This window comes from Streptomyces sp. CB01201, assembly GCF_002803085.1.
Taxonomy (GTDB): Bacteria; Actinomycetota; Actinomycetes; order Streptomycetales; family Streptomycetaceae; genus Streptomyces; species Streptomyces hundungensis.
In genome coordinates, this window is sequence record NZ_NNBJ01000022.1 from 35,455 (window position 1) to 51,620 (window position 16,166).

Sequence of the window (16,166 nt, forward strand, 5' to 3'; positions counted from 1 at the left end):
AGTCGTCACACCCTGGCGGCCGCGCTTCGCCTGCCCGGCGGGCGGCGGGACGGGCCTCGCGCCAGTGCCCCAACTCGCACCTGTGCAGGGCAAGTTACCCGAGCCCGGGCTCGGCCTTCGTTGGGTTCCCGTTTAGGGTGACAGTACTCAAGCGACAGGAGAGGCCGACATGGCGACGTTCGTCCTGGTTCCCGGCGGGTGGCACGGCGGTTGGTACTACTCGGACCTGGTGGACCGGCTCAGGGGAGCCGGGCACCGAGCGCTGGCCATCACACTTTCCGGCGTGGGCGAGCGAGCACATCTTGGGGGCTCGGCGGTCAACCTCGACACCCACATCGAGGATGTTCTCGCCGTGCTGGAGTCCGAGCGCGTCACCGATGCCGTCCTCGTCGGGCACAGTTACGCGGGGATGGTGATTACGGGAGTCGCCGACCATGCAGACCCGGGGATGGTGCGTCGCCTGGTCTACAGCGACGCCTATGTGCCACAGGACGGCGATTCGTGCTGGGAACTCACCACGGAGGCGTTCCGGCAACTCTTCCTGGAGGGCGCCAGGGGAGACGGCATCTCGGTCCAGCCGCCATCGGGTCTGGACGCCCGTGCGACCGCGCAACCCCTCGCGTCGTTCCTCCAGCGCATCACCCTCGGCGGCGGCGGGCTGGACCGGATCGCGACGCGGGACTACGTATATCTGTCCGGCTGGACGGGTACGCCGTTCGCCGACGTGTACGAGAAGCTGTCCGCGGATCCCGGATGGCGCACCCACGTCCTGGAATGCGGCCACAACGTTGTCCGCGACGCACCGGGTGAGTTCGAGGAAATACTGCTGCGCGGAGAGTGAATGGGTCTTCCGCGAGGACGTGGCGGGCAGGCGGGCGGGCGGCGTCCCGGCGCTGCCGGGTCCGCGGTGTCATGGAGGCGGCGAGGCGCGGCTCACGCCCGGCGAGCTCGCCGCCCGCCGCTTGGGTCCCGCCCGGTGGCCCAAGGCCCGTCCTCCGGTCCGAGGCCCGTCCTCCGGTCCGGCGGGCTCCTCAGCCGAAGGCCGAGAACGAGTCCTCGCCGCGCATGTGGGCGCGTCGCACCCCGCTCCAGTCCAGCGCCTGCCGCGCCTCGTGGAGCGTCTGCTCGGCCACGGTACGGGTCTCGGCGAGGACGTCGCCGCGTTCGCGGACCAGTCGTTCGTAGATCGGGGGATGGGATATCTCTGACGGGTTCATGATGCTTGATCTTTCCCCCTCGCCGTGGATCTGTCAGCCCGAGGAGCCGCCGATGCCCTGTGAGATCCGCCTCTGCCGACCGAAGACCGCTCTCGGACGGGGCTCGGACGCCCCCTAGGCGACGTTCACAGCGCCGTGAGCTAGGGTGACGCGCCCTCCCGCGACCTCGTCACCTCGTCACGGCGTGCCCGTCGCAGCGTCGGGCGGGGGAGTGAGGTCCAGGCGGTAGCCGTGGCCGCGCAGCGTGGTGATGTGCGGGAGGGTGACGGGGCGGGGCTCGGCAGCCGCCGCCTCATGGAGGCGGCGACGCAGGGAGGCGAGCGTCACGTCGAGGGTTTTCGTGGGGCCGAACCAGTTCTCGTCCCAGACCTCGGACATGAGGTCCTCGCGGGAAACGGCCGCACCGGCGCTGCGGGCGAGGGCGGCCAACAGGTCGAACTCCTTGAGGCGGAGCCCGAGTTCGCGGCCCGCCAGCAGGCAGCGCCGGGCGCTGAGATCCACCGTCAGATCGCCGAGCCGGAGCAGCGGCTGGTGGGCGGCGGCGGCCGGGCGACGACGCAGGTGGGCGCGGAGACGGGCCAGGAGCACGGTCAGCGCGAAGGGCTTCACCAGGTAGTCGTCCGCTCCGGCGTCGAGCCCGGCGATGACGTCGATGTCGCCGCTGCGGGCGGTGAGGATGATCAGGAGCAGATCCTTCTGGTGCGTGCGCAGTTCGCGGGCGATGTCGATGCCGTCGGTGTCGGGCAGGCCCAGATCGAGCAGTACGACGTCCGGGGGATCGGTCTGCGCCTGGGTCAGGCCGCTGGTTCCGGTCCGGCACCATGTCGTGTGATAGCCGTGGCTGCGCAGACTCGCGTCGAGGTGACGTCCGATGGTCTCGTCGTCTTCGATGAGCAGCACGTGTGCTCGCTCGGGAGGTTCGACCTGGCGCATGAGGCGAAGCGTAGGCGCTGGTGGGCGGATCCTGGGGCGGCAGGCCGATCGCCCGGCGAGGTCGGGCGCGTCCGTGGCGGAGTTCGTCACAGCGTGCGCAGCTCCTCCACGGCCGGGCGGCTGGAGCGCCGGGCGGCGTTCAGGGCGGCCGAGGCGATGGCCACGACGGCTGCCAGCACCGTGAGCGCCAGGTAGGTCCACGGCACGGCCAGTGCGGCGGGCGGTGGATCGAAGACCCCGGTCAGGACCGTGACCAGCATCTGCGACAGGGCCCACCCGATGGCTGCGCCGCCCGCGAGACCGCCGGCCGTCATGACGGCGGCCTCGCTCAGGACCAGGCCGCGCAGCTGACGGCGGGTCGCGCCCAGCACGGTCGTGATGGCGAAGGTGCGTCGGCGTTCCGCGAGCCCGAGAGCGAGGACGATGCCACCGGCCGCGGCTGCCAGCAGCACGGCGGCGCCGAGTTCGATCCGGGTCAACCCGGACAGATCGACGGAGGTGAGGCTGGAGCCGACCGCGTAGCGCGTCTGGGTGAGGTCGGTGACGGTGGCCGTGGTGCCGACCTGGTGGCGCAGGGCGGCCGCCACCGCGCCGTGGCGCGTGCCACCGGTGTCGATCAGGAAGGCACCCACCGCGTCGCTGCCCGTGGCCCTGGCGATGTACTCGGCGTTGGCGACGAAGAAGCTGTCCTTGGGAGCGGTGGGGAACTCCTTGACGATGCCCGCGTAGTGGAACGGTACGGTCGTGAGTGCCTTGGTGCGATTGTCCTGGAGGCGCAGGTTGACGGTGTCGCCGGGGCGGAGCTGGAAGTCCTTGATGGTCTCCTCGCTCACCAGGAGGGAGTCCGGCCGGGCGGCGAGTCGGCCCATGAGGGCCTTCGCGGTGCCGCCGGCGAAGTACGTGTCCTGCAAGGCGGTGGCCGAGGTGATGGTGGACGGCCGCACTCCGTACAGGTCCTGGAGATCGGCGCCGATGTAGGCGTACCGGTGCTGGAGGGGTTCGACGTGGCGCACGCCCGCCACGTGAAGGGCGGCGCCCGCGTCGGGACCTGCGGTGGCGCCGGGTGGCTGGGTGACGGTGACGTCGGCGCCGTTGGTGAGCTGTGCGTCGACGTGCGCCTGGTGCTGGTAGGTGGCGTTGAACGTGGCGGTGGACGCGGCGAAGGAAAGGGCGAGCGCGAGCAGCACGACGGCGCGGGCCAGCGGGCGGCGCTGGCGGGACATCGCGGCGGCCGTGGTGCCGGCCAGCGTTCCGGTCAGTGGCCGCACCATGCGGGCCAGTGGGCGGCGCCCGTGGGTCAGGGCGAGCGTGGCCAGGCGCCACAACAGCAGGGCCGAGCCGCACCACAGCAGGGCAGGCCCGAAGAACGCCCAGTACGACACCGAGATGCTCGCCACTCCCTCGGGGGCCAGGACGAGGGCGTACTGATTGCCGCTGGAGGCCTTGAACACCAGCAGCGCGACGACGAGCAGGATGACGTCGAGGCCGCAGCGCATCCACAGGGGCGAGCGGGGCCGGCCGACAGCCTGTCGCGCCTGAGCCACGGTGCCGGTCCGCAAGTCCCGTACGGCAGGCACCAGAACGGTCGTCGCCGCCACCACCAGGCCGAGGCCGAAGGCCAGGGCGGACCAAGCGGCGGAGGATGCTCCGGTGGTGCCGAAGGAGGGGGTGCCGAAGGCGGCCGCACCGGCCGAAGCGGCGATGCCGATGCCGAGCGCGCCGCCCGCGATGCCGACCAGGGCGGCCTCGATGCCGGCCAAAGCAGTTACCTGACGGGTAGTCAACCCCCGGGTGCGCAGCAGGGCTTGTTCCCGGCGTCGGCGGACCGTTCCGGCTCCCGCCACGGCGGCGGTGAGGAGCGCGGCCAGCACCGCGCCGGGCACACCGAGGAACAGAAAGAGGATCTGCGCGTACAGCGCGTCCTGGCGGGCCGAATCGAGGGCGGCGCCCAAGTTGTCGCCGACGACGGCGCCGCCCGAGGTACTGGCCTCCACATGGTGCGCCGCCGCCACCACGCTGGTGTACGCCGCGGCGGGGTCGGCCGGCAGCCGTCCGTTGCGGGCGGTGTGGATCTGAGTGGTGACGGCTGTCGGGTCGATCTTGGCGAGGGGGGCGGTGAGGCTGGCGAACAGGGGTGCCGGGAGCAGGATGACATTGTCGGGCGGCGCGGTCGGCTGGGACTGCGGCGGCGCCCCGACCTTCTGGAACAGGGAGTCGGCCTGGGGCAGATCGACCACGCCGGCCACCGTCACCTCGACCGGGGTGAGGCCGGGAAGGCTGATCGTGACGGTGTCCGCGGGGCTCACGTGGAGATTGGCCGCGGTCTGCTGGGCGATGAGCACCCCGGATGCGGCACCGGTCAACTGGCGTATCTCACGCGGGAACACGGACCGGTAGGCGTCGGGCAGGCCGAGGACGACACCCGCACCCGTGCTCTGTGTGGTGCCCGCGACGGTGGCCCGGAAGCCAGTGGCGCGGGCGAAGCCCACGCGCTCGGCCTGCCGAACGCCGTCGGCGGACCGGACGGCCGCAAGGACGGAGTCGGGGTCGGCTCCCGGCTGCACCTGGATCTGCCAGTCGACGGCCACGTCGCGCACGGCCCGCAGTGTCATGGTGGATTTCGACGCGGTCAGGAAGGAACCGAGGGACGCGATCAGGGCGACGGCCAGGGCGATGCCGAGGGCAGTGGCGACCAGCCGTCCGGTGCGTCGCCGCAGAAGCCCGCGGGTCCATGAGGTGATCATGGCGTCTCCTTCCGCCGCGGTGCCGGGCGGCACTCCGGCCACGGAGCGAGGGCGGAATCGGAGGTCAGCCGGCCCTCGTGCATCGTCCATTGCCGGGACAGGCGCTCGGCCACGGCAGGGTCGTGCGTGGTCACCACCAGGGCGGCGCCGAGCTCTTCGGCGGCGGTGAGCAGTACGTCGATGAGGTGCTGGCCGGTCGCGCGGTCCAGCTGGCCGGTGGGCTCGTCCGCGAGGACGAGGCGGGGGCCGAGCGCGAGGACGCGGGCGACGGCCACCCGCTGGGCCTGGCCCCCGGAAAGCTCCTCGGGGAGCCGATGGGCGAGGTCGGTGGCGTCCAGCAGCCCGAGCGCGTGCGCGGCGCGACGGTGTGCGGTGCCCTCCGCCATGCCGGTCAGAACGAGAGGCAGGGCGGTGTTCTCGATCGCGTTCAGCGCCGGAATGAGGCTCGGCCCCTGGAAGACGACCCCGATGGTGCCGTTCGCCGGGGCGCCGGGCAGCCCGGGCCAGCTGATCTGCCCACGGGTGGGCCGCTCCAGCGCGGCCATGAGGTGAAGCAGCGTGGACTTGCCCGAGCCCGAAGGCCCCGCGATGGCGATCCGGTCACCGGCGTCCACCCGGCAGGTCGCGCCGTGCACCGCGACGACGGCGGCCGGGCCCCTGCCGAACGTGCGTGCCGCGTCCTCGCAGCGCACCAATATCTGGTCGCCGGTCATGGCTGGACCCTCCCGTCACGCAGCGCGATGACACGGTCGGCCACCTGGATGGCCCGGGGGCTGTGGGTGACGAGCAGGACGCCACGGCCCTCACCCGCGCGGCTGCGCAGCAGTTCGAGGACCTGTTGCTCGGTCGCGCCGTCCAGTTCGCCGGTGGGTTCGTCGGCGAGCAGGACGTCCGGGCCGTTGGCCAGCGCCACCGCGAGCCCCGCACGGGCGAGTTCACCGCCGGAGAGCTCCTGGGGCAGCGCACGGGACCGGTGGGCGAGCCCGACCTGGTCCAGGAGTTCGTCCGCGGCGGGGCGGTCGGTGCCGGAGGCGGCGCTCCGGGCGAGCCGGACGTTGGCGCGTACGTCGAGATGCGCGATGAGGTTGTCCGACTGGAGCAGGACACCGACACGGCGGGCCCGGACGCGGGCCCGTTCGTTCTCGGGCCGATGACTGATGCGCTCCCCGGCGATGTGCACCGCCCCGCCGTCCGGTTCGTCCAGCCCGGCCAGGCAGGCAAGGAGCGTCGACTTGCCCGAGCCCGACGGACCCATGACGGCAACGGTCTCCCCGCGGCGCACCCGCACACCGACTCCGCGCAGTGCCAGGGTCTCCTCTTCGCCGCTGCGGTAGAACCGATACAACTCCCGTGCCTCCAGGGCGAGTTCGTGGTGCGGCGACGAGGTCTCGGCGGTTTCGGCGGGGGCGGACATCACTGCCACCGGAACGAGTCGGTCACGATGCGCCAGGGGTCCACGTTGTCGGCGCCCACCGGCCCGGAGAGAGTGAGGTCGACCTCGCGGCTGCCGGAGTGGAAGGCGTACCGCTCGAAGGCGTCGTGCACCACCTTGCCGGTCACCGGATCGGGGGCCGTGTCGCCCTGGTAGATGAGCAGGACCACCGGACCGGCTTGCCGCGACACGACGCCGACCTTGCCCATCGCGAACTTGGGGACGTGCTGTCGAAGACCGGGTACCACCTGGGCCGACACCGACTGGGACGTGGGAGCGGCCGCGCCGGACCTGGGGACGATCTCGATGCGGTTGAGCTTGTCGGTGAACGAGACCGTGCCGGCCGAGTCCGTACGGGCCCAGCCCTCGGGGACCTTGACCGTGAAGGCGCCGTTGCTCCCGCCGGGCGCGTAGAGGACGTACACCTGGTTGTCCGGGATGTCGCCGGCCGGATTGGGCTCGCTCGCCGCCGGCGCGGGAGCCTGCGAGACACTCGCCGAGCCGGTGCCGGTCGGCGGTGTGCTCCCGCTGCCGCACCCCGCGAGGACCACTGCGGCCACCGCCGCGGTGGCCATCGGAACGAATAGTGTGCGTCTCATGATCCCGGTGCCCTTCACGAGTGGGCCGGCGCCCCGACGGGCCCGGCGTGCTGCCACATCTGTGACGCTAGGCACCAGCGGGTTAACGCTCGGCGCGGCCAGGGTTAGAGGACGGCAAAACCAGGCTCCGGTCCCGCGGGTACGGCCCGTTCGCCGCCATGATGAGCGACATGAGACAGCGTGTGGCCCGCGTGGCCGTCGTGGCCGTACTGGTGGCACTCGCCCTGCTCGCGGTGCCGCTCGCCCTGGTCATCAGGGCCTCCTTCTTCGCCGACGAGCGCGGTGAACTGGAACGCGCGGCCCTGTCGGCGGCCGTCCGCGTCAGCCCCGACTTCGCCACCGGGGACCCCGTCGAACTGGCTCCGGGGCACTCCGAGGGCGACCTCGGGATCTACGACCCGGCGCTGCGGCGGCGCGCCGGAACCGGTCCGGCGCTCGGCGACGCGGTGACCGGGCGTGCCGCGTCGGGCACGGTCGCGCAACGGGACGGCGACGGCGAACTCGTCGTGGCTGTGCCCGTATCGAGCGCCGAACACGTCATCGGAGTCGTGCGCGCCTCGACGAGTACGGCCAGTGTGTGGAAGCGCGTCCTCACCGCGTGGGGAGCGCTGCTCGCCGTGGCGCTGGCCGCCTTCGGGATCGCGCTCCTGCCGGCCCGTCGGCAGGCCCGCGCACTCGCGGCGCCGCTGGAAGCCCTCGCGCGTACGTCTCAGTCCGTCACGGACGGCGACCTGACGGCCCGTGCCGGCGCCTGCGGTATCGGCGAGATCGACCAAGTGGCCCTCAACCACAATGCGATGGTCGACCGACTCGCCCAACTACTGCGTCACGAGCGGGAGTTCACCGCGAACGCCTCCCATCAGCTGCGTACCCCGCTCACCGGGCTCCAGCTGGGCCTGGAGGCAGCCCTGGCCACGCCCGGCGCCGATCTGCGCAGTGCCGTTGAGGAAGCACTGGCGGAGTCCCACCACCTCAACGAGACCATCGACGAAGTCCTGAGCCTCGCCAAGGACGCCACGAGGAGCGGCCCGGGCGCCCCGGCGCAGCCCGTCGCCGCGCTTCTGGAACGCGCGGAGCTGCGCTGGCACGGTCCGTTCGCCATGGACGGCCGCCGGCTCCGGTTCGGCCTCGATCGCGCAGTGGCGGGCGCGGCAACGCCCCGGCGCACCACCGACCAGATCCTCGACATCCTGCTCGACAACGCCCACCGGCACGGCAGGGGCTCGGTCGAGGTGACGCTGCGCGACCTCGGCGAAGCCATCGCCATCGACGTCACGGACGAGGGATCCCTGTCCCTGCCTCCCTCGGTGATCTTCGAGCGGGGCACGTCCACGGGCCCCGGCCAGGGGATCGGCCTCGCCCTCGCCGCCGAACTGGCCGAGTCCACCGGGGGACGACTCAGCGTCACGGGAACGGAGCCGACCCGATTCACCTTGCTCCTGCCGCGCACGGCCGAGTAGGGCGGGCGGGCATCCACGGGCGTACGCACTCCGTGCGACCCACCGCCGACCCCATTCAGATGCGCCCGCGCCGACGACCGCCCCGTATGCGCGCGCCGACGGCCGCTTCATACGTGTCCATGCGTGCCCGCGCCGACGACCACCTCATAGGTGCCGACAGCCGCCACCCAGGACGGCTCATTATGTGCCGCCATCCACGATCAACTCCCGTGCCACCAGTGGCCAACCTGAACGCATCCTGAGCGTGCCGCCGCCACGGCCGTGAATTCCACCGGCGCGGCGCGGTCTGCCTCTACCTTCCTCGCCATGCACAGCGCGACGCCTTCCCCGCACCAGCCTCTCGCCAGGGCGCACGACTTCCTCCGGAGACGGTTCGGCTGGGCCTCGTGCGCGGCCTATGCCGCGGCCGCGGTGCTCCCCGCACCGGGCATGTGGCTGCGCCACGACCACTCCGTCAGTATGGGCGGACCGCTGCCGGTCGGCGTCAGCGCCAGCCAAGTCCTGCTGGCCACCGTCCTGTTCACGGCCGGGCTGCGGGTCCGCCCCCGAGCGCTCGCCGGTCTGTTGCGCCGCCCGCGGGTTCTGGTCGCGGGACTGGCCCTGCACCTCACGGCGCCACTGCTGATCCTGCCTCTCGTGGCCGTCGCCCTGCGCTGCTGTCCCGACTCCGACGGCGGAAGCGGCATGATCGCCGCGATGATCCTCACCGTGGCCATGCCGGTGGCCGCCGGAGCCACCGTCTGGACCGGCCAGGGGCGCGGGGACGAACCGGCCATACTGGGCCTGGTCCTTGCCTCTACGTTCCTGAGTCCCCTGACGCTGCCCGCCACGGCCGGAATCCTGAGCCGGCTCCTGAGCACGGACTACGCGGGGGCCGTGGCCACGGCCGCCCACGCGGCGAGCGGTGGCTTCGCCCTGACGGGAGTACTCCTGCCGTGCGCGGCAGGCATCGGCTGCCGCTTGCTGCTGTCCGACCGGGCGCGGCAGGGCGTGCTGCCCGTGGCCGCGCCGGCGGCGACGCTCGCCGCGCTCCTGCTCACCTACGTCAACGCGAGCGGCGCCATCGGGCAGTTCCTGACCCACCCCCGCCCGCTGCTCCTGCTCGCCTCGACGGCGACCGCCGCGACCGTCTGCGTCCTGTCCTTCGGCTGGGGGCGCTGTTGCTCCCGCGCGCTGCGCCTGTCCGGCCCCGCCGGAACATCCGTCACGCTTGCCTGCGGGATGAGCAACAGCAGCGCGGGCGCGGTGCTCATCACCACGGCGATGCCGGACCGGCCGCAGATCCTGCTTCCGGTGCTCGCCTTCAGCCTGCTCCAGAAGCTGGCCGCGAGCCGGGCCACTCGCTGGCGGCCCGTACCGGCCGCAGGATGAAGGGAGTTGGGCGGCCGAGGATCCCGGCCGGGGCGAACGCGGGGCCGCCTCCCGGCCGGGCCCTCAGCGTTCGTAGACGCCGGTCAGTCGGCCCCGGGCCAGGACGGGCCCGGTGACCGCGGACAGGAGGGCCCGAGGTCGTGCCCGGTCCACGGGCTTCGTGTGCACGCTGTCGTCCACCGGGGTCGCCAGGGCGAACAGCTGGAAGACGTAGCGATGCGGCCCGTGGCCCTTGATCGGGCCCGGCCCGTGGTAGCCGCGTCCGATGGTGGAGCGCATCAACCGCACCCCGCGCCCGGGCTGCCGCGCGTCGAGGGCGCCGGGCTCCAAGCCTGCGCATGCCGGGTCGATCAGGGCGACACAGTGCACGGCGGGCTTGGTCATGGGGACGTCGATGTCCTCCATGACGAGGAGGAGCTGTGCCGTGCCGGAGGGCAGCGGGGACCAGCTCAGGCGGGGCGACAGATCGCGGCCGCCGATGTTCTTACCGCAGTGCTCAAGCAGCATGGCATCGCCGTCGCCGAACTGGTCGCTGGTCAGCGTCAGCCCTTCCGGGCCCGTCAGCCGGGGCAGGTACCAGGCGGCCTGGGTCTCGTCCGCCCTGCGGTTCTTGAGAAGTCGTCCGAGCAGTGTCATCGCGTTGCTCCCAGCAGGCCGATGGTCTCGACGGTGGTGGTGGTCTCGCCGAGTGTGGGGAAGATGCGGCCGGCGCTGTGGCGGTTGGCCTCGGCGTCGGGGTCGGTCATGGCGTCGGTGGTGAGGAGGACGTGGAGTCCGTGGTCCCGTGGTCGGAGCCCGGACGGGCGGGCGGTCGATTCGGTCGTGTTCGCCAGCGCCGTCCACTTTCTCGTGATCTTCGTGTTCTTCGTGTTCCGTGTGTTCCTCCGCGTGCTGTCGGCGTCGGACCGGACCACTACCGACGGCCTTCGATGTCGTCGACGCCGTCAGATGTTCTGGGCCAGCCGCTCGAAGAGCGGCGCGGCTGCCGCGAGCTGCTCCAGCTCGGCAGAGGTGAACTCGCCGCTGGTCAGGGCGCCGGCGATGAGCTCGGCCCGGGCGTTGCGCTTGTCGTTGAGCGCCCGGTGGCCCGCGTCGGTCACCGACATCACGCCGCGCCTGCCGTCATGCGGATCCGGGCGCCGCTCGACCAGGCCCCTGGCCCGCAACTCACCGAGCGTGGCCCCCATGGACTGCGCCGTGATCTGCGCCTCCCGGGCGAGTGCCGAAGAAGTGGTGGGTCCAGAGCGGGCCAGCTGCGCCAGGGCGGTCCGCTCGGGCATCGACAGTCCGCCCTCGACAGGCACCTGGCGCACCCGTCGCACCAGCAGGCTGAGGCTCGCGAGCAGGGTCGACGCGACCTCGCCCGGGTTGAGATCGTCACTCATATATTAAGGCTACCTTATCAGGCTGCCTTAATACCTTGGCGTGGTCTCCGACGATCTCCGGTGATCTTCGGTGGCCTCCGACGATCTTCGGTGGGGCCGCGGATGCGGAAGATCCCGTACCGGGAACACCTGGTCACGTCGAAGCTGTTGGATCGAGGGAGGGACCGGCACCGCGTGTTCGGGGGAGGGAGACCGTACGGTCGTCCGCCCTGACAGGATCGGGGCCTGGGGATCGTGGCGCACCCGCCGAGCGATCGAACCGAACTACGCTTCTTAGCAGGAGGACTTCTCATGGCTGACCGGCCGTTGACGCTCATGGCAGTGCACGCCCACCCCGACGACGAGGCCACCGGAACCGGAGGAATCCTCGCGCGGTACGCGGCGGAAGGCATTCGCACGGTTCTCGTGACGTGTACCGACGGCGGTTGCGGTGACGGACCGGGAGGTCTCAAGCCGGGCGACGCGGGGCACGACCCGGCGGCCGTCGCCGCGATGCGCCGCCGGGAACTCGAAGCGAGTCGCGACGTGCTGAAGATCAGCGACCTGGAGATGCTGGACTACGCCGACTCGGGAATGATGGGCTGGTCGAGCAATGACGCCCCCGGCTCGTTCTGGCAGACGCCTGTTGCGGAAAGCGCCGCTCGGCTCGCGGAACTCATGCGCCACTACCGGCCCGATGTGGTCGTCACCTATGACGAGAACGGCTTCTATGGTCACCCCGACCACATTCAGGCGAACCGCATCACGGTGGCAGCGCTGGAGATGACCGACCTGACACCGAAGGTGTACTGGACGGCGATGCCCCGCTCGGCGATGCGGCGGTTCGGCGAGATCATGCGCGAGTTCGGCGAGGACATGCCCGAGCCGGACCCGGCCGAGGCGGCCGAGATCGCCAAGATCGGTCTGCCGGACGACGAGATCACCACGTGGGTGGACACCACCGAGTTCAGTGGCCAGAAGTTCGACGCGCTGGCCGCGCACGCCAGCCAGGGCGAGAACATCTTCTTCCTCAAGATGGGCAAGGAGAAGTTCGGCGAGCTGATGGGGATGGAGACCTTCGTTCGCGTCCAGGACACCACCGGGGCGGCCGTCCCCGAGAACGATCTCTTCGCCGGCCTGCGCTGATCGGCCCGCCCTCGACCGTCGGCCCGTCGTTCATCCGGGACGAGAGCCGCGGCAGCGGGGAGTTCCCGGAGTCGAACGCCCCGGGCGGCGTGTCGGCCGGCGTCGTCCGAAGATCGGAGCCGCTGCGCGCGACGGGTTCACGCGCAGCGGTTGCGGTCGCCAGGTTCATGCTGAACCTGGCTGAGGCTTGCCGGACGATCAGGATATGGCTGAGTCGCTCGGCAGGCCCGGTCGCAGCTTGGGCTCAAGGAAGGTGGCGGGCGGAGCAGCGGCCTCGGAGCGGGGCGCGGCCAGACGCGGACGCGCCGACTCCGGGGAGCTGAAGGAAGGTACGTCGTTGTCCAGGGGACTGCTCGGATCTGTGGTCACCCGCCCAGTCTGCCGTACGTTCCGGCTCACCTCCATCCTGAATTGCCCAGCTCGGCCGGGGAACCGTCGCATGCCGGCGCGTAGGCCGTCGCACGGCCGGTGTGATCACAGACCGCTTTGCTCGCCTGGGGCAGATCGCCATGCCGCGCGGTCTCATGCCGGATGGCATCCGACAGGGCTGTGGACGCTTCGGTGTGTCAAAGGGCTTTCGGCTGCGGCAGTTGGCGAGGTCAACGCCGCTGACCGCTAAGCCGCCGAGCCGGTGAGCCCGGGATGGGTGCGGCCGCTGCGATAGGTGGAGACGCCGAGGCCGAGCAGCCAGTAGCTGAAGATGGCGCCCATCAGGGCGGTGGTACCCCATCCGTTCGCCGCGTAGAAGTGCGCGGGGTTGTTGCCGAAGAACAGCGACGGCATGAACGCCAGGTTGACTCCTGCCAGTACGAAGGCGGAGCGGCCCGCCCAGCGCGGCAACAGGTTCGTTCGAGAGACTCCGTGGCCGACGGCGGTCAGGAACAGTGCCAGCATGAGGCGGCCGATCGTGCCGTAGAGGATGTACGTTCCGCTCACGGCGATGGTCGGGTCGACCGGGTGATCGGCTACGATCACCGCGCCCGCTTCCAGCCCGCTGGAGACCAGGGTGATCGTCGCGTAGACCAGTCCCGTGGCGAAGGCCATCGTGCCGACCCACTCGTGGGCGGGACTCGCCACTTTGACCAGCTCCCGGAAGGCCGTGGCGAAGACGATCAGGAACGCCAATGCGAGGATTCCGACCAGCAGTCGTGTGAGCACGTTCCAGTCCGGCGGCGGCCCGGAGTAGAGGAAGTACAGCGGCACTTCGACGATGAAGGCGGCTGCGGCGAGGATGCCCGCCAGGCCCGCCACGCGCCGTGCTCCACGTTCGTTCATGGTGTTCCCCCAGGTGGTGAGTCGGTGGTTGCCGGGTGGCCCGGATACGTCGATTCTGCTGCGCGCGGCACTCGACGTCTGTGGGCCTGGACACCGGACGGGGTGGCCTTACCAACACCCCTGGAAGCGCTGCCTGTTGAAGGTGGTGAGTACCTGAGTACGGATCTGAGTAGCGCAGCTCAGGTCCAGGCCCGGTCAGGACTTGGAAGCTGAGGCCATGACGACACCTGCTGCCCGCTGTCACCCGCCCCTGGCCCCGGCGCCTCCCGCCCAACCGGGGCAGCCTCGTTCACGGCGCGCGTGGATCATCGCGGTTGCCGGCGGCCTGGTTCTGGCGCTTCTCGGTGGAGCGACGCACTGGTGGCTGAGCCGGAACGACGACCACTCCCCACTGGCCGGGAGGCCGCGCGTGACGGACAGTGTGGCGGGCATGTCGTACGCCATACCCGAAGGCTGGAAGGCCAACGACGGCAAGGACCTGATCCAGGCCTTCACTTCCTCGATAGCCACCAAGGGGCCCGACGGGCGTGGCGGCGCTGTGGTGCTGGCCGGGCGGGGCGGGCCCGTCGCGGAGTCCGCGCTGCGGCAGCGGGCGGAGACGTCTGCGCGGTCCAACGCGGAGTTCTTCTACCCGGATGCCAGAACGACGTTGGAGGAGTCCCGGGCTACGAAGGTGAGTGGCCGCTCGGCGTACACGGTGGTGCTGAGCGTGCGCGACGAGAGCGGGAGGACGGGCCGGATTCGCCTCACCCTCGTCACGCGGAGCAGCGACCAGTCGGCCTTCCTGCTCGGTATCACCATGTCGCCGGAATCGACCGACAGCGGCGAGGTCGACTCGGTCCTGGCCGACGCCGCGCTGCGCTAGCGGTCCGAGCGAGCGGAAGTCGGCCGCCCCGGCCGGGTTGGCAGCCCCGCGTGGTTGGCAGCCCCGCACGGTCGACGGCCCGTCCGGTCGACGGTGCGGGGCGGCCGGATTCACTTGCTGGAGATGGTCCAGCCGGCATCGCCCGCCAAGGCCTCGACGCCGAGGTCCGTCCACCCGGTGTCAGTTGTTTCGTCGGTTGTCCCGTCGGTTGTCTCGAAGGTGTCGAGAAGGAAGGCGGAGATCGAGTCGGCGACGAGGGCGACGCGGGAGGGGTCCTCGTCGCTGGTCTCGGCGACCATCTCCCCGGCGAGTCCGCCGAGCGTGTGCTCACCTTCGGCAATGGTGAGGAGGCTCTTGGGGGAGGGGCTGAGGTGATAGGCGTCGGTGAACCACTCGGGCCCCCGGGTGGAGAGCTGCGACTGGTCCTTGCCGCCCGCGATGATCAGGGCAGGGGTGACCATGGTGGAGTAGTCGGGCCTCATGAACGGCAGGTGCTCGGCTGCGAACGGGGTGAGGGTGTCGCCGGTGCCGGTCGCGGCGATCAGCGCGCCGGCCGAGACCGCCGGGTGGGAGAAGTCCTCTCCTGGCGTGCCGTCGGCACCGAGTACTCGGGCGCCGAGTATCGCGCCGGCGGTCTGGGCGCCCCAGGAGTGGCCGACGACCGCCACGCGCTCGCGGTCGACGCGGGGCGCCAGGCCGTCGACCTGGACGACGATGTCGTCGAGGTGGTCGAGCACCGTGTGGAGGTCCGCGATCCGGACACGCCAGATGGTGGCGAACCGGGGATCGTCCCATCCGATGCCGTTGCGGCGGGAGTCCAGGTGGGTGGGCTGTACGACGACGAATCCGGCGGCGGCCCACCGGTCCACGAGGGGCTCGTATCCGTCCAGGGACCATGCGTTGCCGTGGGAGAACACGATGACCGGCAGGTGCCGGCCCGACAGCGGGGCGGTGACCTTCACCTGGAGTTCGGCGCCGCGGTCGGGGGCGGGAACGGTGATCGGCTTGACCGCGACGATCCGCTGGTCGAGGAGGCTGGAAGACATGGGAGACCTGTGCTTTCCCGAGGAGTCGCTCTGCCATACTTTGGCGGAGCGTCGTTCCGCCAACTTAGCGGAACATTGTTCCGCGAGTAAAGGAGGGTCCCGTGCGGGAACCGGTCGGAGTGCGCCAAGCGCAGGCAGAACGCACCCGCGGCGGCGTGCTGGCGGCCGCCGCGGCGGTCTTCGTGGAGCAGGGCGTCCAGGCCCCCGTCCGCGACATCGCGGAACGGGCCGGCGTCGGCGTCGGCACGATCTATCGGAACTTCCCGACGCGGGCGGACCTCGTCACCGCGGTCTACCGGCACCAGATCGACACCTGCACCGCGCTCGCGGCCCGGCTGCTTGAGGAGTCGGCCTCCCCGTTCACGGCCCTGACCCGCTGGGCGGACGCGTTCGTGGAGTTCCTGGTGACCAAGCACGGCCTGGGCGCGGCCCTTGGATCCGGCGATCCGGGCCTTGAGAACCTCCACGCCCTCATGCTCGACACGCTGGTCCCGGCCTGCGCGACTCTGCTCGACGCCTGCGCCGAGGCCGACGAACTAGGCGCCGACATCTCCGCCTACACACTCATGCGTGCCATCGGAAACCTCTGCATCACCGGACCCGACTACGACCAGGCCGATGCCAAGCGGATGGTTGCGACCCTCCTTGCCGGGTGCCGGCGCGCGGCCTAGCGGCAGGGTCCGACTGCCTCAATCGTCACGCAGGGCCGCACGG

Annotated in this window: 17 protein-coding genes; 6 read left to right on the forward strand and 11 right to left on the reverse strand. The window is 71.2% G+C overall.

Translation table 11 applies throughout. The features are described from left to right. The first annotated feature begins 169 nt into the window (after window positions 1-169). Window positions 170-841, forward strand: a complete 672-nt coding sequence (locus tag CG740_RS33640) for an alpha/beta fold hydrolase (RefSeq protein ID WP_100579101.1) — start codon at window positions 170-172, stop codon at window positions 839-841. 190 nt (window positions 842-1,031) lie between these two features. Here CG740_RS33640 and CG740_RS33645 read toward each other — a convergent pair whose 3' ends face one another. From CG740_RS33645 to CG740_RS33670, 6 genes are all read right to left on the reverse strand, one after another. Continuing rightward, complete coding sequence (locus CG740_RS33645; RefSeq protein WP_100579102.1) at window positions 1,032-1,217, reverse strand: hypothetical protein; 186 nt, start codon at window positions 1,215-1,217, stop codon at window positions 1,032-1,034. A 177-nt stretch (window positions 1,218-1,394) separates the two neighbouring features. Beyond that, a complete protein-coding gene (locus CG740_RS33650) occupies window positions 1,395-2,150 on the reverse strand; it encodes a response regulator transcription factor (RefSeq protein ID WP_100579103.1) in 756 nt (251 codons plus the stop codon). An 86-nt stretch (window positions 2,151-2,236) separates the two neighbouring features. Further along, entirely contained in the window at window positions 2,237-4,894 is a 2,658-nt protein-coding gene (locus CG740_RS33655; protein WP_100579166.1) for an ABC transporter permease, read from the reverse strand. Continuing rightward, window positions 4,891-5,607 carry an ABC transporter ATP-binding protein gene (locus CG740_RS33660; protein ID WP_100579104.1) on the reverse strand — a complete coding sequence of 239 codons (717 nt, stop codon included), beginning with the start codon at window positions 5,605-5,607 and terminating at the stop codon, window positions 4,891-4,893. The genes CG740_RS33655 and CG740_RS33660 overlap by 4 nt, the downstream gene beginning before the upstream one ends. Continuing rightward, the gene (locus CG740_RS33665; protein ID WP_100579105.1) at window positions 5,604-6,308 is read right to left on the reverse strand and encodes an ABC transporter ATP-binding protein; all 705 of its coding nucleotides are present in this window, start codon (window positions 6,306-6,308) and stop codon (window positions 5,604-5,606) included. Before CG740_RS33665 ends, CG740_RS33660 begins: the two co-directional genes overlap by 4 nt. After that, window positions 6,308-6,925, reverse strand: coding sequence for a hypothetical protein (locus CG740_RS33670; protein WP_100579106.1), 618 nt, complete (start codon window positions 6,923-6,925; stop codon window positions 6,308-6,310). Before CG740_RS33670 ends, CG740_RS33665 begins: the two co-directional genes overlap by 1 nt. Before the next feature lie 170 nt (window positions 6,926-7,095). Here CG740_RS33670 and CG740_RS33675 point away from each other — a divergent pair, with 170 nt between their 5' ends. Further along, complete coding sequence (locus CG740_RS33675; RefSeq protein ID WP_100579107.1) at window positions 7,096-8,385, forward strand: sensor histidine kinase; 1,290 nt, start codon at window positions 7,096-7,098, stop codon at window positions 8,383-8,385. Window positions 8,386-8,691: 306 nt separating this feature from the next. After that, window positions 8,692-9,756 (forward strand): bile acid:sodium symporter family protein, encoded by a 1,065-nt coding sequence (locus CG740_RS33680; protein ID WP_100579167.1) that lies wholly within the window; start codon window positions 8,692-8,694, stop codon window positions 9,754-9,756. A gap of 63 nt (window positions 9,757-9,819) precedes the next feature. Here the strand turns inward: CG740_RS33680 and CG740_RS33685 are convergent, their stop codons facing one another. Next, window positions 9,820-10,392 (reverse strand): YbhB/YbcL family Raf kinase inhibitor-like protein, encoded by a 573-nt coding sequence (locus CG740_RS33685; protein ID WP_100579108.1) that lies wholly within the window; start codon window positions 10,390-10,392, stop codon window positions 9,820-9,822. A gap of 308 nt (window positions 10,393-10,700) precedes the next feature. After that, entirely contained in the window at window positions 10,701-11,141 is a 441-nt protein-coding gene (locus CG740_RS33695) for a MarR family winged helix-turn-helix transcriptional regulator (protein WP_100579109.1), read from the reverse strand. Between the two features lie 291 nt (window positions 11,142-11,432). Here CG740_RS33695 and CG740_RS33700 point away from each other — a divergent pair, with 291 nt between their 5' ends. Beyond that, the gene (locus CG740_RS33700; protein WP_100579110.1) at window positions 11,433-12,266 is read left to right on the forward strand and encodes a PIG-L family deacetylase; all 834 of its coding nucleotides are present in this window, start codon (window positions 11,433-11,435) and stop codon (window positions 12,264-12,266) included. A gap of 198 nt (window positions 12,267-12,464) precedes the next feature. Here the strand turns inward: CG740_RS33700 and CG740_RS39965 are convergent, their stop codons facing one another. Then, window positions 12,465-12,635 carry a hypothetical protein gene (locus CG740_RS39965; protein ID WP_159030469.1) on the reverse strand — a complete coding sequence of 57 codons (171 nt, stop codon included), beginning with the start codon at window positions 12,633-12,635 and terminating at the stop codon, window positions 12,465-12,467. Between the two features lie 246 nt (window positions 12,636-12,881). Further along, on the reverse strand, window positions 12,882-13,541 hold the full coding sequence (locus tag CG740_RS33705) for a hypothetical protein (protein WP_100579111.1): 660 nt from the start codon (window positions 13,539-13,541) through the stop codon (window positions 12,882-12,884). 409 nt (window positions 13,542-13,950) lie between these two features. On the opposite strand from CG740_RS33705, the gene CG740_RS33710 reads away from it, so the two are divergent. Then, window positions 13,951-14,406: a hypothetical protein gene (locus CG740_RS33710; protein WP_100579112.1), complete on the forward strand. Its 456-nt coding sequence runs from the start codon at window positions 13,951-13,953 to the stop codon at window positions 14,404-14,406. Between the two features lie 110 nt (window positions 14,407-14,516). On the opposite strand, the gene CG740_RS33715 is transcribed toward CG740_RS33710, so the two are convergent. After that, a complete protein-coding gene (locus CG740_RS33715) occupies window positions 14,517-15,452 on the reverse strand; it encodes an alpha/beta hydrolase family protein (protein WP_100579113.1) in 936 nt (311 codons plus the stop codon). Window positions 15,453-15,553: 101 nt separating this feature from the next. On the opposite strand from CG740_RS33715, the gene CG740_RS33720 reads away from it, so the two are divergent. Further along, window positions 15,554-16,123: a TetR/AcrR family transcriptional regulator gene (locus CG740_RS33720; RefSeq protein ID WP_100579114.1), complete on the forward strand. Its 570-nt coding sequence runs from the start codon at window positions 15,554-15,556 to the stop codon at window positions 16,121-16,123. Window positions 16,124-16,166: the final 43 nt, after the last annotated feature.